The 23,942-nt window shown below is 71.5% G+C and carries 20 protein-coding genes and 1 pseudogene; 4 read left to right on the forward strand and 17 right to left on the reverse strand.

Features of this window, described 5'->3' with window-relative positions:
* Window positions 1–17: 17 nt before the first annotated feature.
* From ACFU9E_RS24635 to ACFU9E_RS24665, 7 genes are all read right to left on the reverse strand, one after another.
* Entirely contained in the window at window positions 18–986 is a 969-nt protein-coding gene (locus ACFU9E_RS24635) for a phosphotransferase family protein (protein ID WP_380683860.1), read from the reverse strand.
* A complete protein-coding gene (locus ACFU9E_RS24640) occupies window positions 973–1,941 on the reverse strand; it encodes a Gfo/Idh/MocA family protein (RefSeq protein ID WP_380683862.1) in 969 nt (322 codons plus the stop codon). The genes ACFU9E_RS24635 and ACFU9E_RS24640 overlap by 14 nt, the downstream gene beginning before the upstream one ends.
* Window positions 1,938–2,552, reverse strand: coding sequence for a hypothetical protein (locus tag ACFU9E_RS24645; RefSeq protein WP_380683864.1), 615 nt, complete (start codon window positions 2,550–2,552; stop codon window positions 1,938–1,940). Before ACFU9E_RS24645 ends, ACFU9E_RS24640 begins: the two co-directional genes overlap by 4 nt.
* On the reverse strand, window positions 2,549–4,057 hold the full coding sequence (locus ACFU9E_RS24650) for a glycosyltransferase family 2 protein (protein WP_380683865.1): 1,509 nt from the start codon (window positions 4,055–4,057) through the stop codon (window positions 2,549–2,551). The genes ACFU9E_RS24645 and ACFU9E_RS24650 overlap by 4 nt, the downstream gene beginning before the upstream one ends.
* The gene (locus ACFU9E_RS24655; protein WP_380683866.1) at window positions 4,054–4,932 is read right to left on the reverse strand and encodes a glycosyltransferase family 8 protein; all 879 of its coding nucleotides are present in this window, start codon (window positions 4,930–4,932) and stop codon (window positions 4,054–4,056) included. Before ACFU9E_RS24655 ends, ACFU9E_RS24650 begins: the two co-directional genes overlap by 4 nt.
* Window positions 4,932–5,921, reverse strand: coding sequence for a UDP-glucuronic acid decarboxylase family protein (locus ACFU9E_RS24660; RefSeq protein ID WP_380683872.1), 990 nt, complete (start codon window positions 5,919–5,921; stop codon window positions 4,932–4,934). Before ACFU9E_RS24660 ends, ACFU9E_RS24655 begins: the two co-directional genes overlap by 1 nt.
* 93 nt (window positions 5,922–6,014) lie before the next feature.
* Complete coding sequence (locus tag ACFU9E_RS24665; RefSeq protein WP_380683867.1) at window positions 6,015–6,221, reverse strand: hypothetical protein; 207 nt, start codon at window positions 6,219–6,221, stop codon at window positions 6,015–6,017.
* A 158-nt stretch (window positions 6,222–6,379) separates the two neighbouring features.
* Between ACFU9E_RS24665 and ACFU9E_RS24670 the strand changes: the two genes are divergently transcribed.
* Window positions 6,380–7,726: a transcriptional regulator gene (locus tag ACFU9E_RS24670; protein WP_380683868.1), complete on the forward strand. Its 1,347-nt coding sequence runs from the start codon at window positions 6,380–6,382 to the stop codon at window positions 7,724–7,726.
* A 31-nt stretch (window positions 7,727–7,757) separates the two neighbouring features.
* Here the strand turns inward: ACFU9E_RS24670 and ACFU9E_RS24675 are convergent, their stop codons facing one another.
* Window positions 7,758–8,720 (reverse strand): hypothetical protein, encoded by a 963-nt coding sequence (locus ACFU9E_RS24675; protein WP_380683869.1) that lies wholly within the window; start codon window positions 8,718–8,720, stop codon window positions 7,758–7,760.
* A 465-nt stretch (window positions 8,721–9,185) separates the two neighbouring features.
* Entirely contained in the window at window positions 9,186–9,788 is a 603-nt protein-coding gene (locus tag ACFU9E_RS24680) for a TetR family transcriptional regulator (RefSeq protein WP_380683870.1), read from the reverse strand.
* Window positions 9,789–10,022: 234 nt separating this feature from the next.
* On the opposite strand from ACFU9E_RS24680, the gene ACFU9E_RS24685 reads away from it, so the two are divergent.
* Window positions 10,023–11,576 carry an ABC transporter substrate-binding protein gene (locus ACFU9E_RS24685; RefSeq protein ID WP_380683871.1) on the forward strand — a complete coding sequence of 518 codons (1,554 nt, stop codon included), beginning with the start codon at window positions 10,023–10,025 and terminating at the stop codon, window positions 11,574–11,576.
* Window positions 11,577–11,849: 273 nt separating this feature from the next.
* Here the strand turns inward: ACFU9E_RS24685 and ACFU9E_RS24690 are convergent, their stop codons facing one another.
* Window positions 11,850–13,034: a GDSL-type esterase/lipase family protein gene (locus ACFU9E_RS24690; RefSeq protein ID WP_380683971.1), complete on the reverse strand. Its 1,185-nt coding sequence runs from the start codon at window positions 13,032–13,034 to the stop codon at window positions 11,850–11,852.
* A 239-nt stretch (window positions 13,035–13,273) separates the two neighbouring features.
* On the opposite strand from ACFU9E_RS24690, the gene ACFU9E_RS24695 reads away from it, so the two are divergent.
* On the forward strand, window positions 13,274–14,077 hold the full coding sequence (locus ACFU9E_RS24695; RefSeq protein WP_380683973.1) for a GntR family transcriptional regulator: 804 nt from the start codon (window positions 13,274–13,276) through the stop codon (window positions 14,075–14,077).
* Between the two features lie 184 nt (window positions 14,078–14,261).
* On the opposite strand, the gene ACFU9E_RS24700 is transcribed toward ACFU9E_RS24695, so the two are convergent.
* From ACFU9E_RS24700 to ACFU9E_RS24730, 7 genes and pseudogenes are all read right to left on the reverse strand, one after another.
* Entirely contained in the window at window positions 14,262–15,146 is an 885-nt protein-coding gene (locus ACFU9E_RS24700) for an SGNH/GDSL hydrolase family protein (protein ID WP_380683974.1), read from the reverse strand.
* Window positions 15,147–15,662: 516 nt separating this feature from the next.
* On the reverse strand, window positions 15,663–16,385 hold the full coding sequence (locus tag ACFU9E_RS24705; protein ID WP_380683975.1) for a hypothetical protein: 723 nt from the start codon (window positions 16,383–16,385) through the stop codon (window positions 15,663–15,665).
* Window positions 16,386–16,491: 106 nt separating this feature from the next.
* Window positions 16,492–18,210, reverse strand: a complete 1,719-nt coding sequence (locus tag ACFU9E_RS24710) for a relaxase/mobilization nuclease domain-containing protein (protein WP_380683976.1) — start codon at window positions 18,208–18,210, stop codon at window positions 16,492–16,494.
* The gene (locus ACFU9E_RS24715) at window positions 18,207–18,761 is read right to left on the reverse strand and encodes a plasmid mobilization relaxosome protein MobC (RefSeq protein WP_380683977.1); all 555 of its coding nucleotides are present in this window, start codon (window positions 18,759–18,761) and stop codon (window positions 18,207–18,209) included. Before ACFU9E_RS24715 ends, ACFU9E_RS24710 begins: the two co-directional genes overlap by 4 nt.
* Before the next feature lie 273 nt (window positions 18,762–19,034).
* On the reverse strand, window positions 19,035–20,054 hold the full coding sequence (locus tag ACFU9E_RS24720) for a DUF2637 domain-containing protein (RefSeq protein ID WP_380683978.1): 1,020 nt from the start codon (window positions 20,052–20,054) through the stop codon (window positions 19,035–19,037).
* 259 nt (window positions 20,055–20,313) lie between these two features.
* Window positions 20,314–21,427 (reverse strand): annotated as a pseudogene (locus ACFU9E_RS24725) (DUF3631 domain-containing protein).
* A gap of 398 nt (window positions 21,428–21,825) precedes the next feature.
* The gene (locus ACFU9E_RS24730) at window positions 21,826–22,044 is read right to left on the reverse strand and encodes a helix-turn-helix transcriptional regulator (RefSeq protein ID WP_380683979.1); all 219 of its coding nucleotides are present in this window, start codon (window positions 22,042–22,044) and stop codon (window positions 21,826–21,828) included.
* 598 nt (window positions 22,045–22,642) lie between these two features.
* Here ACFU9E_RS24730 and ACFU9E_RS24735 point away from each other — a divergent pair.
* Window positions 22,643–23,938, forward strand: coding sequence for a tyrosine-type recombinase/integrase (locus ACFU9E_RS24735; RefSeq protein WP_380683980.1), 1,296 nt, complete (start codon window positions 22,643–22,645; stop codon window positions 23,936–23,938).
* Window positions 23,939–23,942: the final 4 nt, after the last annotated feature.

Here is a 23,942-nt window from a genome sequence, read left to right on the forward strand (position 1 = left end):
AGTCGGGGTGGGGCTGCCTACGGGCGGCGGCGTCCGGCGGAGTGCTCGTTGGGGGTGATTCGGGGGACGGCGGTGAGGTGGCCGTCGTCGAGGTCGTCGAGGTCGGCCTGGATCTGTGCGGCCCGCAGCCGCACCATGTCCTGGTCGTCGAAGGCGACGTGAACGTGCAGGAGCGAGACCGCGATGCGTAGGCGGAACAGGACGAGGGGCAGCAGGCTCTCGGCAGGCAACGGTCCGTCGAAGTAGCCGGTGAGGAGGGCTTCGGTCATCGGCGCGGGTTCGCGCAGGGACCAGCCGGCGAGTTCGGCCAGTGGGTCGCCGCCGCGGGCGCTCTCCAGGTCGACGACTCCGGTGATGTGGTGGCCGTCGGTGAAGAGGTGGCGGCCGACCCAGTCTCCGTGCAGGAGCTTGGGCGTCGTCACCGGGAGGCGGTCGGCTCCGGCTTCAAGGACGAAGCGGGCGCGGTTCAGCAGCCCGGGCAGGTGAAGGCCGCCCAGGCTGGGGGCACGGCGGTCGGGTAGGGCGAGGAACCAGCCCTGGATGGTGGAGTGTTGGCCGACGCCCTGTCCGTCGAGCTGGCCGAAGCTGCTGACCTCGATGGTGTGCAGGCGGCGGAGGACCTCGCTGGCCCGGACGGCGGCGTCCAGGTCCTGCGGCTGCGGCGGCTCCGCTTCGATCGGCCAGCCAGGGCAGCGGGCCTCGACGCACGCCTCTCTGCTGTGCCAGAGGACGCGGGCGGCGGGGATTCCCGCTTCGCGCATCCGGGCGGAGGCCCAGGCGGCGGTTGGGTAGCGCGAGCGGCTGCCCGCTCGGCGGACCTTGATGACCAGCTCGTCGCCGTCGCGGGTGGTGGCGGCGAAGGGAAGGCTGTCGGTTCCGGACCGCATAGGCGTGAAGCGCGCGCCGGTGGCGTCGAAGCCTGCTTCGGTGAGTGCGTCGAGCAGCAGCGGGTGCGGGCGGTTGATCACGGTGTCAGGGGCGGACATCGGGCACCTCCGGCACCGGGACGGGGCGGCGGCTGGTCGCCGATTGGAGGGCGGCGTCCAGCAGGGCGATGGAGCCGAGGTTGCCAACGGCCGGGACGGGTACGGCGCCAGGCTGGTGGAGGGCGTCCACCATGGCGGTGATGCAGCGCTGGTACGCCGGCGGGCCAGTTTCGGCCGACTTGGGGCTGCTGGCCGGGTCAGGTGCCCAGCGGGTGGCGAAGTCCTGGGCCTCCACCCGCCAGTCGCCGTTGGCATCGGTCCGCAGGAGCGGGTCCGCGATATACCCGCCCCGGTAGGTGAATAGGGAGCCGTCGGCGAACCGCATGGTGATCATGGCGATCGCGCTGTGCGGGGTGAGGAAGCCGGTCGGCGTCTCGGTGCAGGTGACCTCGGTCGGCGGTGCGGTGACCAGGGTGCGGACCTGGTCGAAGGCGTGCACCGCGAGGTCGGTGGTGACGGGCAGGTGCTGGCTGCTGCGGAAGCCCGGGCCGGGGAGGGTGACGAGGGTGTCGGCGGCGACGGCGAAGGGCGCCCGGCCACCGAGGTGGACCGTGTCGCGGAAGGCGAGGAAGCCAGGGTCGGTGCCTCGGTTCTGCATGACGGCCAGCAGCAAGCCGCGCTCGCGGGCGAGGTGGACGAGGTCGAGGGCGTCGGGCAGGTTCAGGGCCAGGGGCTTCTCGGTCAGGACGTGGAGGCCGTGGGCGAGGGCTTCGTGGCTGACGCGGTAGTGGTGGTCAGGCGGAGTGAGGTTGACGACGACATCGACCGGGGCCAGCGCGAGCGCCTCGTCGAGCGTCGTGGCGAACTGCGGGCTCAGCTTGTACCGGTTCCCGAGTGCTCGTGCCGCCTGCTGGTCGGGGTCGACGAAGGCAGTCATCTCGATGCGGCCATCCGCGAGCAGGGAGCGGACCCAGCGGCTGGCGATGGCGCCGCAGCCGATCAGCGCGGCCTTCACGATGCCTCCCGCAACGCGTGCTCGCCGAGGCGGCGGCGGAGGCGGTCGAGGGCGCGTTCGGCGAGTTCCTCGGGCGACCCGATGGTGGTGTCGAGGCGGACGACCACGGAGGCGAGCGGGTGGTCGAAGTAGGCGTTGAAGTGCTCGCTGAAGTGGCGGTCGTAGAAGATCGTCGGCATGCCCTTGCGCAGACGGGCCCGGCGGGCGAGCACGTCCGGGTCTGCGGTGAGGACGACCGTCAGGTCGGGCATCGCCACAGCCCTGCTGGTGACGGCGTGCTGGGCCTGGTCGTCGCAGTCGAAGCCGCTCATCCGGCCGACGGCGTGCGCGTGGGCGAGGAGAGTGTCCACAGTGCGGTCGAGGATCACGTCCCGGCCCTCGGCAAGTGCCTGTCGGGCTTGGGCGAGCCGGAGGTCTTCGACGTCGAGGAACTGGGCGATATTGGCGAGTTGGTGGTCCGGGGTGAAGGGTTCGGGGGCCGGCAGCCGGGTGGGGTCGGGGCTGGCGTGAAAGTAGCAGGGGATGACGGCGGGCCGGTTGAGGTGAGGGGTGAGCATGGCGGCGAGCGTGGTCTTGCCGACGCAGCTGACGCCCTCGATGCCGAGGATCACGGTGTCTCCCTGTCCTTGGTGCGGCGGTTGCTCTTGGGGGCGAGTGCCGAGTGCCTGCTGCCGGTGGCGGCCCAGCGGGCGAGGGCGGTCATCGGGCCGATGCTCTTGAGTAGGAGCCCGGCCATCGTCTCCGCGCTCTGCACGGCGGTCTCCCGCATGGTCAGCGAGCGGCCTTCGGCCTTGGCGAGTTGCCGGACCGGTGCGACGGTGGCTGCCCAGAGCGCGACCGTGGCCGCGGCTCGGACCGGTGGGCGTGTGCGCGGTCCGAGCGCGAGGGCCAGGCAGGCGGCCGTCGCGGGCGAGACCAGCAGCCAGGCCATGCCCCGGTAGGCACCGATGGCGAGCGCTGCGGCGTGGTCGAGGCGGCTGCCGTGGCCCTGGGCGTGCCAGCGGGCGGCGCACTGCGGGTAGTCGAGGTAGCTCTGGAACCAGCGCTCGCTCTGGGACAGCAGCTCGGGCAGGTACTCGGCCGCCGGCACGGTGGTGGTGAAGGGGAGGCTGTCGACGGGGATGCCGTCCAGGGTGAGCCGGTAGCCGAAAGCGACATCGTCGAGGACGGTGAAGGTCGGCAGCCCGCCGACCTGCCGGAAGACGTCGGCGCGGACGAGCAGGCCGTGGCCGACAGTCTGGGCAAGGCCTCGCCAGCTCCGGCCCCGGCAGGCGGATTCGGCGTACCCGCGGAGGTTGGGGATCTCGCGGCGGAGAGTCCACAGCGTCTGGGTGCGGGCAGCACCTCGGCACAGGGCCTGTTCCCACCAGGTGTCGGCGGCGCCTTGGGCAGCGAAGCGGGCGGACTGCTGGACGACACGGGGCAGCTCGCCGTCCTCCGCTCGTCGGTGGGCCAGGAACTCGGCGGTGCGTTGCAGCAGCTCCAGGCTGGGGCGGGAGTCCACGTCGTAGACGGCGACGTACTCCTCGGCGGAGTCGGCCGCGAGCTGTTCGACGGCGGCGTTCACCTGCGCCGCCTTCCGCCCGTCGCCCTCGTAGTGGACGTGTCGGACCACCGGCTCACGGAGGCCCGCGATCCCGCTCGCGATGACGTCCGCCGTCGTGGGGAAGGCCGACAGGGCCTCGGCAGCCGTCGCCAGGGTGAGCACACGCTCGCCGGTCTTGGCCAGGGCTTCGGCGAGGGCGGTCAACTCCTCACTGGTCAGCTGCGGGAAGCGCTGCACCGTGAGGTCGTCCGCCGTCGCCCCGGCGAGCCGGCCGACGAGGTGTGCGCGTTCGCGCTCCTCGCGCGCCGTGGACACCAGAGTCAGTGTCGAACCCGGGAAGCCGCGCAGGAGCGGCACGAACCACACCAGGGCGTCGGTGATGTGCTGCTGCTCGCGCAGCACCGGGATGACGACGTGCAGCACCATCGGCTGCACCGAAACGGCCGGGGCGGGCCGGTCGACGTGGGCCAGCGTTTGGCGGACCTGCCGCAGCCCGTTCACGTTGCGCGCGGCCACGGCGGCGGCGAGCCACCAGGACGGCCGCCGCCAGAGCGGCTTCCGGCCGTTCACTCGGCTCCTCGCGAGTCGGCGTAGTCGTGGAACAGTCGGTAGGTGTCCTGGAGCTGGCCTTCCGGGTAGTCGTCCTGCCAGGGCTTGTCGGGGCCGGCGAAGTGCAATAGGGCGGCGGTCTGCTCGTCCTCCAGGAGCTGGGCGAGCGGGCTGTCGGCCTCGGCGTAGTGGATGAACCCGGGCTGGGCGGCCTGCGGCGACATGGCGAAGGTGTTCCAACGCCGCTCCAGCCGGTGCCAGTTGTCGTCGACGGCCCAGTTCAGCGCGTCCTGGTCCCAGAACCGGACCTTGTCCGGGTGCTCGGACAGGAACTGCCTGGACCGGTCGAAGACGCCGAGTCGCTCGCAGCGGTCGAGGTCGATGAGCATGACGCCGCTGTTGAAGTAGTCCCTGCCGTACGGGACGCCGAGTTTCTCCCAGCCGGGCAGCTGGATGCCGCGGCCGATGACCGGGTTCTGTGGGTCGCGCACCGCGCCGACCGGGCGCCCGTCGAGGGACTGCCTCAGCAGCGGACGCAAGTCCCCGAGCACCAGGGTGTCGGCGTCCAGGTAGAGCACCCGGCGCTCGTCGGGGATGACCTCCGGGATGGCCAGGCGCACGTACACCGCGCCGCTCACCCAGTCGGAGACCGGGTAGCGCGGGTCGGTCATGGGCGCCGGCCGCAGCTCGGTCCGCAGGCCCGTGCGGTCGGCGTCCCGCAGGATCGCCTGCCGGTTGGCGTCGCTGATCTGCTGGTCGAGAACGATCAGGCGGAGCTCGTCGACGGCGCCCGGGTGGGCGGCGGCGATCGAGTGCATCAGCGTCCGCAGCGGGCGGGCGTATCCGTCGTCGACCCCGCAGACGAGCGCGGGCAGCGGGTGGGAGGCGGTGTTCACTAGGCACTCCTTCCAGTGGTGGCGGTGGTGGCCTGGCAGGGGAAGTGCTGATCGGCCCAGTCGACGGTCCGGCGCAGGCCGTCGCGCAGGTGGGTGGTGGGCTCCCAGCCGAGGTGGACGCGGGCCGAGGCGATGTCGGGGCAGCGGCGCTTCGGGTCGTCGGCGGGCAGCGGCACGAAGGTGATCGCGGACGAGGAGCCGGCCAGTGCCCGGATCTCTTCGGCGAGCTGGAGCATGGTGATCTCGTGCGGGTTGCCCAGGTTCACCGGTTCGGTGTGCTCCGCCACGGCGGCGGCGAGCAGGCCCTCGACGGTGTCGGCCACGAAGCACAGGGAGCGGGTCTGGCTGCCGTCGCCGGCCACGGTGAGCGGCTCGCCCGCCAGCGCCTGCTGGATGAACGCGGGCACCGCGCGGCCGTCGTCGGCGCGCATCCTCGGCCCGTAAGTGTTGAAGATCCGAACGATCCGGGTGCGGGTGCTGCCGGAGCGCTGGAAGCACGAGGTCAGGGCCTCGGCGTACCGCTTGGCCTCGTCGTACACACTCCGAGGGCCGACCGGGTTCACGTTGCCCCAGTACCGCTCCGGCTGCGGGTGCACGAGTGGGTCGCCGTACACCTCGGAGGTCGAGGCGAGCAGGAACCGGGCCCGCTTGGCCTCGGCCAGCTCCAGGGCGTTGAGGGTGCCCATCGCGCCGGCCTTCAGGGTGGCCAGCGGGTGGCGGGCGTAGTCGAGCGGCGACGCGGGCGAGGCCAGGTGAAAGACGAAGTCCACCGGCCCGGCCACGGCGAACGGCCTGCTCACGTCGTCGGTCTGGAAGCTGAACCGCCCGGCCGAGCGCAGGCCCGACAGGTTGTCGAGGCGGCCGGTCAGCAGGTTGTCGACGCCGACCACCTCGGCACCCAGGTTGAGCAGGCGCTCGCACAGGTGCGAGCCGATGAACCCGGCGGCCCCGGTGACGACGGCGGTGCGGCGGGCGAAGGCGCTGGCCACTGCCGTGGGCGGCGGTAGTTCTTGCGGGTAGGACACGGTGCTTCTCCTCCAACTCGCTGGTGGGTGGCGGGCTGAGCACGGAGCCGTGGCTCCTCAGGCGGTCGGCTCCCGATCCGGGACGGCGCGTGCTGGCGGTGCCGCGTACTGGTGCTCGGCGCCGAGCTGGTGCTGGGCGACGGTCCCGAGCAGCACCAGCGCCGCGACGTGACCGAGCCCCCACAGCACCGTGAACCGGACTCCCAGCGGGTCGCGGTGCGCGCCGCGGTGGCGGCCTCGCTGTGCGCTCGCGGCTCTGTCCATGGGCCCTTCCCTCCGCTCTCCTCGGACGACGGCCGGTCCAGCGTCACGGCGAGGCGGAGCGTCGCGGAACGTTTCCAGGGGGTTTCTCTCCGAGAGCACCCTGGCTGCGGCGGGTAGCAGTACGCTCACCAACAGGGCCTCAAAAGCCGGGGGTTGAGATGGTCGAAGGCACGCTGGCGGTCCACCCGCTCACCTACCTGCTGCAGTCGCACAGGTGGGGAAAGAACCAGTTCGCGGGCATGATGCGCGACCGCGGTGCCGCGCTGAAGATCCACCTGGCGACCAACCGGACCCTGGTCTGGAAGTGGGAGCAGGGCCAGGAACCCGAGCCGGACGCCCAGTACGTTCTGGCCGATCTCCTGGGCGTCAATCCCCGTACTCTGGTTGCCAATCCGTGGCCGGGATGGCTTCCTGTCTGGGAGGTGACCGGCGTCACGGCGCCGTGGACGAAGGCCGGTACCGTGGACGTACTGGTGGAACTGGTCAGGAGTGGTCGTATGGATCGGCGGGGCTTTCTCACCATCACCGGGGCCGCCATGGCCACCGTCGCCGCGAGCTGGGCCTCGGCCTCGCCCGCCTTCGCCTCCGCCCTGAACGGCGACCAGGTGACCGACTCCATGGTCGACACCCTCGAAGCCCGCGTCGCCACCCTCCAGACCCTGGACGCCCAGATGGGCGGCGCCCGCCTCATCGAACAGGCCCGCGGCGACCTGGCGATCATCACCACCCTGCTCAAGCAGGGCCGCCACACCGAAGCCGTCGAGGCCCGCCTGTACGGACTGGCCGCCCAGGTCAACTACATCGCCGGCTGGATGGCCTACGACAGCGGCCTGCGCTCAGCCGGCCAGCAGTACTACCTCGGCGCCCTGCGCGCCGCCAAGACCGTCGGGAACGACGCCCTCGGCGCCTTCCTGCTCGCCGAGATGGGCGTCCACCTCTCCGACGCCGGCAACCCCGCCGAGCGCGTCGCCCAGGTCGAGACCGCGCTCGCCAACACCCCCTCGACGATGCAGCCCGGCGTCCGCAGCTACCTCGAACTCCACCACGCCGAGAGCCTCTCCCGCGACGGCCGGCACCAGAAGGCCGGCTCCGCCCTCAACCGCGCCCACGACCTCTGGTCCAGGAACGGCGGCGACCAGCTCCCGACCTGGCTCTCCTGGTACGGCGACGCCCAGCTCAGCTCCACCGAGGGCAAAATCATGCTCCGCGCCGGCCAGGTCGAGCGCGCCACCAGCGCCCTCGCCTCCTCCATCGACCACGCCGTCCCCCGCGACCAGGCCGTCCGATCCGGCCGCCTCGCCACCGCCCGCCTCGCCGGCAAGGACCTCGACGGCGCCCTCGACGCCGCCAACCGCGGCCTCGGCCTCCTCGAAACCAAGGTCCACTCCGTCCGCGCCGTCAACCGCCTCACCAAGTTCGACAGATACCTCAAGCCGCACGCCGCCGAGTCCGCAGTCGCCGAGTTCCGCGAGCGCCTGCGCGCGCTGCCGGCCATGGCAGCCTGACCGTTGCCAGATCGGTGACGTCGGGGCCGCGCTACTGGGCTGCCGCCAGGCTGCCCAGGTGCAGGCCAGCTGCCCTGGTAGCGCGCAGGGCGTCCCTGGCGCGGGCCGCTCCGCCGCGGGTGGCCGCCTCACCTTCGCCGACGGCGACCGTGCGCGTGCCGAGGCCCACGCAGGGGCGGCAGATGCCCGCCTGGGGCACCGGGTCGTGGCACTTGGCGCACTCGGCGTACCGTGCCGCTGCGGGCCGCATGGCGGGCTGGACGGGCGGCATCTTGCGCTCCAGGCGGTAGCGGAGCACCGCGACCGCCGAGTGCACCGGGGCGGGCAGGCCCGGCAGCAAGGCCTGGGCGAGGTCGGCCTGGGTCGCGCCGCGTTCCAGCCACCGTGCGACGAGGGGTGCGAGGTCCTCGGCTTCGGCCTGGCCGAGCCGCAGGCGCGGCTCGGGGCGGATCACCCGGAACAGCGTGGCGACCGCCTCGCGGACCTGCTCGTCCGGCACCGCCACGGGATGCTCGCCGGTCTCCTCCTCGGAGTCTTCCGCCCGCCCTCCCGCCCTCGCCTGCGGCTCGTCGGCGAGGACCGGCTCGCCGGCCTGCTCGGCGGGGAGGGAGGGTTCTTTCACCAGGTCCTTTACAAGGGCGTCAGCACCGCCGGTGGTCGCTTCACCGGAGACCGGACGGGTGGCACCCGGCAGCACCGTGAGCTGCGGGGTGTCGTAGACGTGGGTCTCGGTGATGATCGTGCCGTCGGCCATGCGGATCTTCTCGACCCGGTAGAAGCCCGCCTCGGCCAGCTCCTTCAGGGCCTTGCGGATGGCGCCGCGTCCCTGGGGACTGGTGTCGGCCATGTGCCGACCGTCCTCGCGCCAGCCGTCGGGGCGGGAGAGAAGGTCCGCGAGCAGGCCGCGGGCGGTGTAGGAGAGCCGTCGGTACTGCAGGACGGCGTTGGGTAGCACGGTGAAGTTGCGCACGTGGGCGCTACGATGGACTCGCATCGGGAGTTACAGCTCCTGGTGCCGGACCCCGGGGTGTTGCGAGCACCGCCGGGGTCGCCTATTTTCGGTTGGACTACGGAACGTAGCACACGTACGGCCGGAAGATCCAAGGATCGCGAGCGATCACGATCACACCCTGCAGCCAATGACGGCAGGGGAGTTGGTGCGTCGAGCCGGGCTTGCTTCCGCAGGAGGCCGCCACCGGTTGGTGGCGGCCTCGATGCCGGTCAGGCCAGGTTCCACACCGTGTCGGCGAGCAGCCCGTCTGGGCCGAGGCCGCGGCGCATCCGCTCGAACGACCCCCACCCCCGATCGTCGCGGCCAGTGCCGCGAGGGTCCCCGGATTGAACACCTAGCCGTCACTACTGCCAGTGATCGGGATCTGTCTTCAGCGCCCAAGGGCGCGCGGTGCCGTCCGGACAGCCGGTTGCATCGCCCAGCGGTGCCCGGGGTGCCGGAATCGGGTCAGCCGGTGGTGCCGAGCGCGTCCCGGTAGGCCTTGTGCCAGCCCGCCACCGTGTCGGTCTCGGGTGCGATCAGGACGTGGTGGCGCAGCATGCCTCCGAAGAGCGTTCCGAGTGCGGTCGGGCGCAGGTCTGTGGCCGGGTCGACGCCGAGCCGCTCGGCCGCGACGGTGATGATGCGTTCGGTGAAGCCGTCGATCACGACCAAGGCGTAGTTGTGCACGGACCTCTGAGCGTCGATCAGTGCCCGGCGCAGTCGGCGGCGGCGCTCGGTGTGATCGACGGGCTCCTCCAGCCGCCCGTCGGTGACGGTCAGCGCGTGGTCGAGCGCGCCCCACAGTGGGAGTTCGGCGGGGGCGGCGGCGAAGGCGTCGAGGATGGCCTGGCCGAAGTCCCAGCCGAACAGCAGGGCTTCCTTGGTCGGGTAGTAGCGGAAGAACGTGCGTTGGGCGATGTCGACGCGGCGGCAGATCTGGTCCACGGTGGTGCGTTCGAAGCCCTGCTCCTCGAACAGGTCGAGCGCCGTGGAGCGGATGCTGTCGCGGGTGCGCGCCTTCTTGCGATCGCGGAAGCGCTGCTCCCCCGCGGTGTCCGTCCCCTGCATCGTGCGTCCGTTTCCTCTCGGCGAGGTGAGTGCGGATGGGGCCGCCGAGGGGGCGGCTGCCGGTACCGAACCACGCCCGAGCGGGGCCGTTCAAGGCGGGTGTCGAATCTTCCGGGTCTCGTCATCTGAACTTTACACAACTGCCTTTTGGCAGTTGTGACACCTCCGGAATGGTGTGGGGCATCAGCGGCCGGGCTTCCCGGACCGTCCCCCACACTCCCGAACCGAGGAACCATGAAGCGGCACTACCTCCTGGCATCGGCGGCTCTCGCGTCCGCGCTCGCCCTCACCGCCTGCTCCGCGTCCGACGGCGCGGTCTCCGGCACCGGTGCAGGCACCGCCGGCGCGGCGGGCGACGGGCCGGCCGTGGACGGGGGCACGCTCAAGATCGGCCTGGACCGGCCGTTCGCCAAGCTCGACCCGGCCGACGCCACCCTGACCTCGATGCCGATGATGATCCTGGCCAACGCGCTCTACGACCCGCTGATGGTCAACGGTGACAACGGCGCCGTCCAGCCCTACCTCGCCAAGTCCTTCACCTCCGACGCGGCCGCCGCGGTCTGGACCCTCGACCTGCACGAGGGTGTGAAGTTCAGCGACGGCAAGCCGCTGGACGCCCAGGCCGTCGCCGACCACGTCGCGCGGCTCGCCAAGCCGGAGAACAAGTGCGCCTGTGCCACCGACGTGGCCGCCATCGGCGCCACCACCGTCACCGGACCGACCACCGTCACCTTCACCCTCAAGGCTCCCGACGCCGCCTTCCCGAACATGTTCACCCGCTCCCTCGGCTACGTCTCCGAGGCGCCCGCCGCGCCCGACACACCGGCCGTCGGCTCCGGCCCTTACACGATCGAGAGCGTGCAGCCGGGCGTCTCCGTCACCCTCGTGCGCAACCCCTCCTACTGGGGCGCCAAGGGCCACGCCGACAAGCTCGTCTACAAGGTGCTGCCGGACACCGACAGCCGCTACCAGTCGCTGCGCTCCGGCGACGCCGACCTGATCTGGACCGAGACGCCCAGCCAGCTCAAGCAGGCCGCCGGCGACGGTCTGCGCACCGCCACCGGGCCCGGCGGCACCAGCACCGTCGTCTTCAACACCAAGTCGGCGCCCTTCGACGACGTGCGGGTCCGCCGGGCGGTGCAGTACGCGATCGACCGCGAGGCCCTGGAGAAGGTCGTCTACCTCGACCAGGGCAAGGTCTCGGACGGCCCGATCGGCTCCCGCTCCCCGTACCGCACCGCCGCCACGTACCCGGCCCACGACGTGGCCAAGTCCCGTGCCCTGCTCGCCGAGGCGGGTCACCCCGACCTCTCCTTCGAGTACCTGGTCGACGGCCGCCCCGAGGGCCAGCAGCGGGCCACCGTGCTCCAGCAGATGCTCGCCGAAGCCGGAATCAAGATGACCATCAAGCCGCTCGACCCGGCGGGCCTGGGCACCGCGCTGTTCCAGCGCAAGTTCCAGGTGATGGACTTCCTCACCAGCATGTTCGGCGACACCGACACCGCGCTCAGCAGCCTCTACCTTCCCAACTCTCCGTACAACTTCATGAGTTGGTCCGACCAGGAGGCCTCGCAGGCGATCGCCGAGGGCCGCGCGTCGACCGACGCCGCCAAGCGGTCGGCCGCCTACCAGCGGGCGGCCCAGCGGGTCGTCGGCGAGGTGCCGATGGCCTTCCTCACCGAGAACACGGGCGGCTTCCTCGCCTCCGCCAAGGTCGCCGGACTGCCCGACCTGTCCAAGCGCACCATCCTCAACGTGTCCCCCGCCGCGCTGTGGGTGAAGAAGTAGCACCTCGGACCCTGTGCATCGCCGGCTGCGCTGCCGGCGATGCACAGGAGACCGTCGCACGGCCCTCCCGCCCCGAAGTCCTCCGAGGCGGACGCCCCCGTCGTGCTGCGGGCCACCGGCCCGGCCGGCGGAGTCGTGGGCCGGGGGCCTATGCCGGAGCCGTTCAGCGCCGACAGGCCCCGGCCGTGTGGGCCGGGGCCTGTCGGGTGGTCGGGGCGGTACGCGGCCCTGGGGTCGTAGAACTTCTCAAGGGCGCACCAGCTCTCCGCTCGGCTACGGGGCGAAGGGGCCCGGGGCGGTGAAGGCGTGGGCGGCGAAGCGCTGGGCGATGTGGTGGTGGGTGGCGGCGTCCGGGTGGAGCTGGTCGGGCAGCGGGAGGGCGGTGGCGTCGGCCTCGCCGTAGAGGGTGCGGCCGTCGAGGTAGTGGAGGTTCGGGTCGGCGGCGGCGCGCTGTTCGACGATGCGGGCCAGTTCGTCGCGGATGACGCCCAGTGTCAGCTTGCCGCTCGCGCGCTCGGCCGGGTCGCCCGTCGCGCGGAAGCGGATCTGTCCGGCTGCGAGGGCGGTGAGGTCGAGGGTGCAGGGGCCGGGTGTGTCCTCGACGGCGGGGCACAGGATGGGCGAGACGACCAGCAGCGGGGTGTCGGGATGTCCCTCGCGGATGGTGTCGAGGAAGCCGTGGACGGCGGAGGTGAAGCCGCGCAGGCGCATCAGGTCCTGGTTGACCACGTTGATGCCGATCTTGACGCTGATCAGGTCGGCGGGGACGTCCCGAACGGTGCGGGCGGTGAAGGGGTCGAGCAGGGCGCTGCCGCCCAGGCCGAGGTTGATCAGCTCGACGTCGCCGGCGGCGGCGGCGAGGGCGGCCCAGGTGGTGGTGGGGCTCGCGGCGTCGGAGCCGTGGCTGATGGAACTGCCGTGGTGCAGCCAGACCTTGCGGCCCCGGTCCGGCGCGGGCTCGACGGGGGCGTCGGTCCGCAGGGCGACGAGTTCGGTGGTCTCGTTGTAGGGCAGCCAGATCTCGACGTCCTTGAGCCGGTCGGGCAGGCCGTCGAAGCGGAGGGTGCCGGTGGGGCCGGGGCGGTGCTCGGCGGTCCTGGTGGCGATGTCGATGGTCAGCGTGTCGCCGCCGGTCACGCTCGCCTGGTCGGCGAGCCGGCCGTCGACGAGCAGGTCGTAGACACCGTCGGGCCGCGCGGGGAAGCCCGCGTAGACGGTCTTGGTGGGGACGGTGTCCAGTTCGAGGGCGGTGGCCCGGGTGCGGAAGGCCAGCCGCACGCCGGAGGGCTGGGACTCGACCCTGGCCAGCTGCGGGTCCGCGCACTGGGCGCGGGCCCGGGCGGGCAGCCGGTGCGGCAGCAGGCCGCGCTCGGTCCACTCCAGGTCGAGGGCCCCGCGCAGCAGGTCGGCGGTGATGGGCGTGGTGATCCAGGTGCGCGGATCGTGCTGGTGGTCCATGGTGTCGGCCTGCCCGTCGGGGTTGTCGTGAGTGGCGATTCATTCGATGGGGGTGCCGGGGACGGGGCCCTTCACCAGGCGGCTGTGCAGGTATCGCAGGGGCTCCGACCAGGCATCTAGATGTCTAGACGTCGCAGATGCTATCCCTCGTCGGGCGACCCTTGGATGAACGACGGGGGAACTTCACGGATCGTGCACCGGGAGCTGGCCGCCGGCGCCGGATCCGTAGGATTCGCCACGTGCCGACACCACGAAGCAGCGGTCCGCTGTACCTCCAGTTCGCCGATGAGATCCAGGAGCGCATCGACACCGGCCAGTACCCGCCGGGCTTCCGGCTGCCGAGCGAACCGGAGCTGGCCGCGCACTTCGACGCCAATCGACTGACGGTCCGCCAGGCGATCGCGGAGCTCGAACGTGCGGGCGCGATCGAGATCCGGCGCGGGGTCGGCACCTTCGTGCGCCGACCGGTCGTGCGGGCCACGATCGACGTCAACCCGAACAGCGCCCGTCTCGACGTCGACGGCCGGAGCACGCCCCTGCCCGTGCACGATCTGCAGGGCACGGAGGAGCGGACCGTGGAGGTGACGGTCGGCTCGGACCTGGCGCCCGACCGGCACGCGGCCGAGCACCTGCGGCTGCCCGCCAGCGCGCTGACCCGCCTCGATACCCTGATCACGGCCTCCGGCCGGCCCTGGGCCGTGAGCAGCTACTGGGTGGCCACGCGACTGCTGCCTGCGGGCTTCGCGGAATCGACGGAGTCCCGCAATACGACGGTGGCGGTGGCCGAGGCGATCGGCATCGAACTCGTCTACGACTGGCGGTCGTTCAGCGCGATCGCCGCCGACATCGCCGACGCGCGGCGGCTCGGCATCGGGGCGGGCAGCCCGCTGCTCGTGCGCGAGGGGGTCAACTGCGCGCCGGACGGACAGCCCGCGCTCTACGTGCGCCGGCGGATCTACGGCGAGAACGCCAGCTACGTGCTGCGCTACCGCACGTGGCCCCGGGAGGGCGAGGATCCGGACGGCGCGGACGCGGGAGACTGAGGCGCTCGCTCGATCGGCTCCCCTTGGCGCCCCTCAGCAGGGCCTCGGTCGGCGCGGCCTGACGGAGGGCGGCCAGGCGCCGATTGAACGGGTCGACGACGTTCAAGCGGCACCTGCCCTCGTGTAGTGTGCGCTATTCCGGCGTCGGCCGCGCCGGCTGGGCCAGGGCGGCCCGCCGTGCGCGTCAGCCGACGCCGGCGGCCCGCAGCGCGGTTTCGACGGCCGCGGCGGTGTGCTGCTGGCCGACCGCGTTCGGGTGGAACGGCGCGAAGGCGCCGGCCGGGACGAGCGGCTCGACCCAGCGCGTGGACGCGCTCTGGCAGGCGTCGTGCCCGATGCTCGGGGTGTAGGTGTCGACGTAGGTGGCGCCGTTGCTCTCGGCGGCCCCCCGCAGCATGGAGTTGAGGGCCCGTTCGACGTTGTCGAGGTAGGCCGTGTCCTTGGTGGTGAGGGTCAGCCGCGGCCAGCAGTTACCGCTCTGCGGCAGGACGTTCGGGTAGCCGACGACGAAGACTTTGGCCTGGGGTGCGAGCCGGTGGATCTGCTGGATGGCGCCGGCGATGTTCACCTCGTCGGCGGCGATGGCGTCGGTGAAGGTCGATTTGTAGTAGTCCGCGCACGGGGAGCCGATGTCGAAGATGTTCAGCGCGTCGATGGCCTCGCAGCCGCGGACGGCGGTGCTGAAGGTGTTGTTGTCGTTGCCCCCTATGCCCAGGGTGACCACCGACGTGGAAAGGGTCAGGGCATCGAACTGCGGCGGCGAGTCCGCCGACTGAGCGGACGCCATGTCACTGATCTCCGCGCCGGAGCAGCTGGCGTCGACGAGTTGCAGCCCGAGGCTCCGGGTCACGACGTGCGGGTAGTTGTCGGTGTCCTGATTGCAGGCGGACGGCGTGCCGGGAACACGTTCGGTCAGAGTGCCGGCCGCTGTATAGGAATCGCCCAGGGCGACGTAGGTGCCTTCGGCTGCGGCGGCCGCCCGGGCCGGGGCGGCCTGGGCCAAGCTCGCGGTGAGCGTGAACGCGAGGCAGGCCGCGGCTGCGACGCCGGCGGTCTTCGTGGGGGTCATCGGGTTCTCTTCCCGTTTTCGTGACGACTGGTCAGCAAGCGAGCGGGCACCGTGGAACGAGCGATGCCCTTCGCCAAGTGGCCGTACGGGCCCCGCCGGAGCTCTCCGGCCTGGCATCTAGATGTCTAGATGCCGCAGATGCTATCCCTCACCGAGCCGCACCCGGCTGAACAGCAGAAGAACTTCACGGACGCGGCAGCTCCCTCCGCTGCAGGGCAAAAGGTCAGTCCGATAGGGAACTTGGGGGGATGCAATCTTCAGAGGCCTCGCGGCCGCCGGCGTCATGGCGGTCGCCGCCGTCGCGCCGACCTTGATCAGGTTCACCGACCAACGCCGCCAGCGGGTCGCGCCGGGCACCGGGCGGCCAGGCAAGGCAGCAGGCTGTCCGACATCGGACAGTCACGGGCTCCTCTCGCCCACGACGTCAGGCTGGCGGTGCATGCTTCGCGATCGCCGAGGAAGACATCAAACCGTCACCCTGGCCTGGTGGTTGCCGGGCCAGGGTGACACAGACGATCAGTCCTTGCCGCGAGCGACGATGTCTCCGGGCTCGGGAGCGATGATGTACATGAGGCTCTCGTACTCGGCGCGGTCCTCCTTGGTCATGGCTGAGCCGGGGTCGCGGATCAGGCTGCCGTCGGGGAGGTGGCCGTAGTACTTGGTGAGCAGGGCGTCGAGGGCGCGGGGAGCGTCGGCTTCCTGCTCGCGTTCGAGTTCGAGCTCACGCTTCATCTGTGCGAGGACGGCGTTGACCTCCTCCCGGGTGCAGCTGCGCGCGAGGGCCTGTTCCTCCTTGGTGAAGGGGCGTCCGTCGTGGTGGGTCCAGGTCTTGGTGTCGAGGTATGCAGGGATGTTGGCGTCGAGCAGCAGGGTGACGGCCTCCGGCCGTATACCAACCTTGATGCGGCGGCTGAGACGCTGGTACTCGGCGCGGTCCTGGTCGGTCATGGCGGCGGCGATGTCCTCGTCGGTGGCGCCGCTGGGGAGCTTGATCGCGTACCGGTACTTGAGGACACGGAGGTTGTGTTCCGGGTCACCGAGGCCGTGATCGAGCCCGATCTTGTAACAGGCGAAGAGGGTCACGAGCTCCTCGTCGGTGGCGTCGTCAGCGAGCGCCTGTTCGGCGTCGGTGAAGGGGCGCCCGTCATGGTGGGACCAGGTGCTGGTGTCGGGGCGGGTGATGAAGTCAGCGTCGTTGAGCAGCTTGATGACGTCGGTGCGGCAGGTGTGGTCGGTCATGGGGATCCTTGGGGAGTGGATGCGGGTTGCCGTGGCAGGGGGTGTTGTGCGGTGGTGCGGCCGGCTTCCGTTCGGCGCGGCACGCCGGGCGAACGGCTCTGGGGATTCAGCGCCTTCGGTGCTGCGGGCCGGGTCCGGACCGGTGTGGTGCCGCCGGTCGGGCCGCGCTGGACGCGGTCGTGGTGAGCCTGGTGGTGCGGAGGCGGGCGGCGTCGGCGGCGCGGTTGGGTTTGGGGTTGCGGCTGGTGTGCTGGATGCGGCCGAGGAGGACCTTGGCGGGCTGGCGGGCCGTGGAGAGTTCGCGGCGGGCGGCTGCCTCGGTGAGGAGTTGGCGGGGCTGGTGGCCGCCGGCTTCGGCGTCGGCGAGGACGGTGGCGAGGGCGGGCCAGGTGGGGTCGGCGAGGATGCGTGCGGCGTAGTCGGGGACGGCGGCGCGCAGGTCGTGGGCGAGGTCGTTGATCGTCTCCTGGGCGGGCTGGCGGTGGGCGAGGGCGGCGAGGTGTTCGGCGGCGGCCCGGTCGTAGGCGGCCTGGAGGTGCTGGACGGCGAGCTGGGCGGCCTGGGCCTGCTGGTGGTGGCCTCGGGCCTGGTGCCAGCGGCCGGCGAGGACCGCCGCCCAGACGAGGGCGGCAATCAGTGCGGCGAGGGTGCTGCCGCCGGGTCCGTCGGCGGCGTGAAGGATGTCGCGGGCGGCCCGTCGCAGGTCGGCGGCGGCCTGGTGGTCGGCGCGCACCTGGGAACGTTGGGCACGGGCGTACACGCGGGTGGCGGCTCGTAGTTCGGCGCGCAGCTCGTGGGGTGCGGCCTGGGTGGTGGCGTTGATGATGTCGCCGAGGGCGGTGATCTGGGCCTGCACGAGGGCGTCGGCCCCGGTGTCTCCGTCGGCTTCGGCGAGGTGGAGGGTGTCTAGGGTGTCGGTGGTGCGTTGCCAGCTGGTGCTGTGGCGGTAGCGGCGGGCGGTGGGGTGTTCCTCCGGGGTGCTGGTGGAGAGGAGTGCTTGGAGCTTGGGCAGGGAGAGGTCGGGGGCGATCTTGCTGCCGGAGAGGTAGTTGGGTGTGCCGTCGGCCTTGAGGTCGCCGGGCCGGGCGACGGAGTAACCCCGCAGGTCGCCGGAGGGCAGTCGGCGGATGTTGACCTCGACGCCGTCGGCCTGGAGGTAGGCGAGGAACTCCTCGATGTCGGCGGCGTGGGGGATGGCGTCGCGGATGCGGTCTTCGAGCCAGGCGCGGCTGGTCTGGTTCCAGCCGAGGCGCTTGGCCTTGTGCATCTCGGCCTGGGTGGGGCGTTTGGCGGCGGTGCCGTCGCCGGGCTTGAGGCGGCGCAGGCCGTAGTCCTTCTCGATCTGGCGGCAGGCGTCGGCGGCGCGTCGCCCGCTGCTGTGGAGTTTGGGGCGGCGGCCGTCCTCGCGGACGGTGGTGGCGACGATGTGGATGTGCTCGTCGGCGTGGCGGACGGCGATCCAGCGGCAGGCGAGGTCGTCGCCGTCGGGGGCGATGCCGGCGGTCCGCACGATGCGGTGGGCGATGTCGGCCCACTCGGTGTCGGAGAGGTAGCGGTCCTCGGGGGCGGCGCGGACGGGGCAGTGCCAGACGTGGTTGGTGAGCTTGAGGCCGACTTCGCTGTTGCGCAGGTGGACGGGCTCGTCGAGGTGGCGGGCGAGCTGGGTGAGGGTCGCCTGCTCGTCGCGGCCGGGGTCGGGCATGGCGAGCATCGCGAAGCCGGCGACGATGTGCGGGTCGTGGTGTTCGTCGTGGCGCCCGGGGCCGTAGAGGTAGGCGAGCAGGCCTCGGGTGTTGGAGCCGGGGTCCTTGATGGCGGCTATCACGGGTGGGGCGGGGGCTCCTGGGTGGTGGACGGGCGGAATGCGTGGGCGATCTCGGTCTGGAGGCGGAGCAGTTGGTCGATGGTCCGGGGGCTGTGGTCCGGCCGGTCGTAGCCGCCGTTGTCGGCGCGGGCGATCTGGTTGAGGTTGTTGCCCAGTCGGTCGTGCCTGCGCAGGAAGACCGAGCGGAAGTGGTGGGTGGCCCGCCGTTCCTCGGCGAGGGGGAGGTCGATGAAGAACCGGCCGTCGATGAATGCCATGACGACGTCGGCAGCGAAGCCGGACATGCCGTTGTAGCCGTGGGCGAGGGCAGCTGCTTGCAGCCTGGCGTGCTCGTCGGGCTTGAACCGCAGCGGTCCGATGCGTTCCTCGCGCTTGACGCCCTCGAACCGGCGGTTGCGCGGCTCGGCTCCGCCGACCTCGGTGGCGCTGTCGTGGCGGCGGCGGTTGGCGAGGATCGCCGTCTGCACGGTGTGGAGTTCGTCCGGTTCGGGGCCGCCCTCGGCCTCGAACCCCTGGCCCGGCGCGCCCTCGCGCCGGACCTGCTCCGCCACCCCTGGGGCGGAGCCTCCCCGTGTCCGGCCGCGAGTCGGACTCGGGGTACTACTGGCTCCGCCAGGGGCATCCGGGCCGAACGCCCGCCGCAGGTCACGGGCGAACGTAGGCGAGTCGAGAAGCGCTTCCAGACCAGTATCGGGGTGGTCGGCGTGCTCGGGGTCGTGCTGGCGGTTCGTCAGGGAGAACTCCTTGGGGCGGACGGGAGCAGGGGACCGGACCGGACGGAGACCGGACCGCAGGGCGGCAAGCCCGGCTCCTCGGTACGCAGATCAGACGTCGGCGGGGCCGTGGTCGTCCGGTTCGTCCGGGCGGACCATCTTCATGACCGTGGTGAGGCGCTCGTCGGAGAGCGTGAGGCCCTGGGCGCGGACCGCGTCCCGGACGACGGACCGGCTCAGCCTCCCCTTGTCCGTCCACGCCTGGACGGCGATATCGGCCAGTTCGTCGAGGGAGGCGCCCGGCGGACGGCCGGCGGGCTTGGACTCCTCGGGGTGAGCGGTATTTCCGCTCGGCCTCTGGCCTGAGGCTTTCCCGTCCGTACTGTCGCCGGTCCGGGCCGTACGGTCCAGGTCCGTCCGCAGAAGGCACTCACCGTCGGTGGGGCGGTCCGGGTGGAACTGTTCGTCCGGGTCCGGTCCCGGGTGACCGCCTCCGTCCGGTCCGGTCTGCCGGACCGCCGTGGTCTGGTCCGGTCCGGCGGGCCCGTCCACGGTCCGGTGGTCCGGTCCGGTTTGCCGGACTGTCATCATCTGGTCTGGTCCGGCGGACCGCCAGGTGTCCGCAGACCGTCCGTACCCAGGCACGGGGACCACTGCCCCGCCGTCCGTCCGGACCGTGGGTCGGACGTGGCGGATTGTGTGGATACCGAGGTGGACAGCTCCGGCGAGGGCGAGCGGGGAGATGGCGGACAGGACGGCGACGGGGGAGTCACCCAGATGCAGGCCGCTGGTGAGGGGCAGGGCCTGCTGGTTGAGGCGGACGGCGTGGAGGGTGTTGGCCCAGATGCTGGCCGCAGTGGAGAGGCCGAACAGCAGCCATACGTAGGAGCGGGCGGTCAGCGGGGCCGTACGCAGGAGCAGGAGGGCGCGGACGCTGTAGGCGACGAACCCGTCGATGATGAGGGGGAACAGGTAGGCGAGCTGGTCGCGGATGTGGATGGCGAGGGCCATCTGGCGCAAGGCGTCGTAGGAGAGGGCGAAGCCGGTCGCGGCGAGCAGGCCGATCGCGGAGTAGTCCCAGGCGGTCACATGGCTGGTGCGGGCCGTGCGGTCCGTGGCGGCGTCGGACATACGGGTGGTGGTCCTCCGTAGGGTGGTCGGGGTGTTGGAGGTGGTGGGCCGTCGCATCCGTCTTCGGGCGTCCACGGCCCTTGCTCGGCTTGGCCTGTGGCACCGCTGGAACCGTCCCGCCCGCCGTCCTGGGCGGCGCGCCCGGAGCATGGCGGCGGGTCGGCCGTGGGACGGCTGGTGGGGTGTGGTGTCCCCGTGGCGGCGTGTGGGTCTTGGGATGCGACGGCGGGGACGGCATCTACCGTTTCGGGCGGAAGTGTCAGGAGCCGGCGGTCGTTCCGGTGGGACGCGGGTGGACCTTGGGGCAGTAGCGGCGCCAGGAGTCGACGAACTTGTTGAAGGTGTAGCCCTTGCGCTGGGTGCCGTCGGGCAGGCGGATGTTGGCCGAGGAGATCTGATAGTCCTTCAGCAGCCCGGCCAACGCGCGGGCGGTGAGGCCGCCGCGCCCGTGCTCGGCCCACGGCGCCTCGGGGTCGTCGTTCAGCGCCGCGAGGACGGCCGTGGTGGGCAGGGTGTCCGGATCGCCGTGAGCGAAGAAGATCCTGCGGATGTCGGCCAAGATCCTCGCCCCGCCGCAGTTCTCCTCCTCGATCTCCTCCTCGGCCGCGACCATGCGGACGCACGCCCGGCGGGCCCGGCCCGGCCACGAGCCTCCGGCGAGGTCGGCGACCGCGACCAGGGGCTCCCAGGTATCGGCGGCCCGGTCCTCGACGGGCATGTCCGGCTCCATCACCTGGGCCTGCTCGGCGACCTCGGAGGCCCAGAGCGCGAGCTTGGCGCGGGTCTCCCGCAACAGGACACCGTCACGGCGGTCCCGCAGCGGCGCGACGACCTCGCCGTCGGCGCGCCGACGCATGCGGATCGCGATCGACCGGTCCATGATCGTGTCCGGCAGGTCGCCGATGCCGGCGAGGGCAGCCATGGCGAAGGTGTCGAATCTCCCGGGCCTGGTGGTCGTTGCCGACGGCCCGGGTCACCGGGCGGTTGCGCTGGTGCCCGGCGTTGAGCAGACCGCGCAGGTCCTCGTACTTCTCGGCGGTCCGGGGATTGCCGAAGATGGTGTCGACCTCGTCGACCAGCAGGGTCCTGGGCCGGTCGCTGATCGTGCGGTAGATCGCCGCCGCGCTGGTGTTGACGGTGATCAGCGGGTCGTGGACGGTCTCGACCAGGACATCGAGCAGGCGGGACTTGCCGCACCGGCGGGCCGGAGCCACGATCGCCAGGCGCGGCGCGTGGTGCCACACCGCCTGCAGGTGCGTCGCGGCCGCCCATAGCGTGACCGCGTCCAGCGCCTCGGCAGAGGGCAGGACCGCGTACCGGCGGATGTGGGCGTGCAACTCCGTCAGCAGATCGGCACCCGGTGACTGCGGCATCGCGTCGAGGTCCGGCGTGCCGTCTGCCGCAAGGTCGTCGTCGTGCGCGCCCGACTCTCCACCGGCTGTGGATTCGGCCAGGGGCTGGGCGTGGAGGCTGGCGCCGGGCTGGCCCGGGTTGGCGACCGGCGGCCAGGCGACCTCGGGCAGGTGGGGCGTGCAGGTGATGGCGGGGACTCCAGACTGCGGTGCGGCGGCAAGCTGCCGCACCGCGAAAGGGACAGAGGATCACACGAGATGGGGGTGCCGCAGAGTGGGCCTTCGCCAGGCGTGAGCGGTGCGGCGGCCAGCGCGAACGGTAGGACCGCTCGGGGCCGGGATCCATCGTGGGGCGCAAGATCAGCCGACGGCGGACGAAACGGCTTCCGGGCTTCGGCGCGGTGGTGGGACGAGCGGGATCAGGCGGCGGCGTGGTCGGCGCGCTGGCCGTCCAGCCAGGCCTCCACCTCCGTCCAGCGGTAGCGCAGGTGCCGACCGACCTTGATCGCGGTTGGGCCCTGGCCGCGGTGCCGCCAGGCGTACACGGTGCCCAGCGGGACACCGAGGTACGCGGCAAGCTCCTCCGCGGTGGCCAGTGGCCGGCGATCGGTGGTGGCGGCGCGGAACGTCTTGGGCAAGAGGTCTCCAACGGGTAGGGGATAGGGGGTGTGCGGGCACGCCGAAGAATCCCCAAGAATGGGGCGTCGCGAGGCCGCGAGGAGGGAAGTCTCCATGCAACCCGGCTCGGAACCTAAAATGGGCCCGAGGCTGGCTTGCTGGCCGCCCGACGGGAGTGTGGAGGTTCCACTTTCGCGGCGGCCGTTGAAGACGCTATCTGCTGGCATAGCTCCCGAGCCAGGAATTCGGCGGTTTCCCCGAAAAAAATCTTGATCAGCCCCGTCACAGGCGTCCCACCAGGGTGGAAGGGGCGATACCCCGGGCTCCCGACCTTCCCTGACCGGCTCCCAGGCTTCTGTGCGGACCCACCCGAAAAGCACCCTGGAAGCCCGGGACGATTCGGAACGATCGGACACCATCCAGTCTTCCCGGGACGATCCGGCGACTTCTCCTTGACAAAAGGCTGCCGGTCGATAAACATCCAACACCCGCCCCGGGAGAGCGACTTTCGTGCGCCTCCCAGTGCGCCGCCTATCAGGCGTCGCGCCTCACGTCACCACTTCACCCAACCGCCGGCCACAGGCCGCGCCCTCCCATGCCCCCGACCGAAGGAGCCGAATGGCGACCGTCTACGACACCTGGCACAAGACCTACCCCCGCCCGACCGACAAGCCCTGCCGCGAGCACAAGGGCAAGTACCCCACCACCGACCACGGCAAGGGCAAGCGCTGGCAGGTTCGCTACCGCGACCCCGACGACGTCCAGCGCAAGGAGGACTTCGAGCTCAAGACCAAGGCCGATGACCGCGCTGCCGAGCTCAAGGTCATGCTCAAGGACGGCACCTACGTCGACCCGAACGCGGGGAAGACGACCGTGGCCGAGTACGCCGAGACGTGGCTGGAGGCCGTCACTCCCGGCCCGACCACCTTGGAGCGCTACGACGGCGTGGTTCGCAACCACATCGCGGCCCGCCTGGGGACGTTGGAGCTCCGGGCGCTCAAGCCGACCACGATCAAGCGCTGGGTGAGGCGGCTTCAGGACGAAGGCTTCGCGCCGTCCACCATCGGCTGGTACGGCTCGGTCCTGATCATGATGCTGGATTCCGCAGTTGACGACGGAGCGATCGCCACCAACCCCTGCCGGGCCAAGTCGGTGAGCTTCCCGAAGGTGGAGAAGGAGCCGGTCGTCCCGTGGTCCGTAGAGCGCGTCCACGCGGTCATCAACGGCCTACCGGAGCGCTTCCAGGCCGGCGGCTCGGTCGCGTTCGGCTGTGGGTTGCGACAGGGCGAGGTCTTCGCCCTGTCCGTCGACGACATCGACTTCCGCCGCCGCATGGTGACGGTGCGACGGCAGGTCCGCTTCGTGGCGAAGAAGATGGTGTTCGCGCTACCGAAGGGCGGCAAGGTCCGGCAGGTACCACTGCCCGATGGTCTGGCGCGCGCGTTGAAAGCCCACATGAAGAGGTTCCCGCCGAATCGGGTCACGCTCCCCTGGCGCCTCGCCGATGGTGAGGCCCACACGGCGAACCTGCTCTTCACCGATGACAGCGCCAAGCCTTACCACCGCAGCGTCTTCAACGCCGGCGCGTGGAAGCTGGCGCTCGTCGCGGCCGGGGTGATCCCGCCGCGCGAGAAGGGGGCGAAGTATTTCCAGGCGGCCCCGGACGACGGCATGCACGCCCTACGGCACGCCTACGCCTCGGTGCTGCTGGATGCCGGCGAGACGATCAAGGCGCTCGCTGCCTACCTCGGCCACAGCGACCCGGGCTTCACGCTCCGGACCTACACCCACCTGATGCCGACCAGCGAGTCGCGGACCCGTTCCGCGATCGACAGGGTGCTTCCGGGTGCGGGCGCGGGGCACACCGCGCCGAAATCCGAGGGCATGTGCCCCACATGTGCCCTGGCGGCCTGATCCC

It is taken from the genome of Kitasatospora sp. NPDC057595 (genome assembly GCF_042800875.1).
Classification (GTDB): Bacteria; Actinomycetota; Actinomycetes; order Streptomycetales; family Streptomycetaceae; genus Kitasatospora.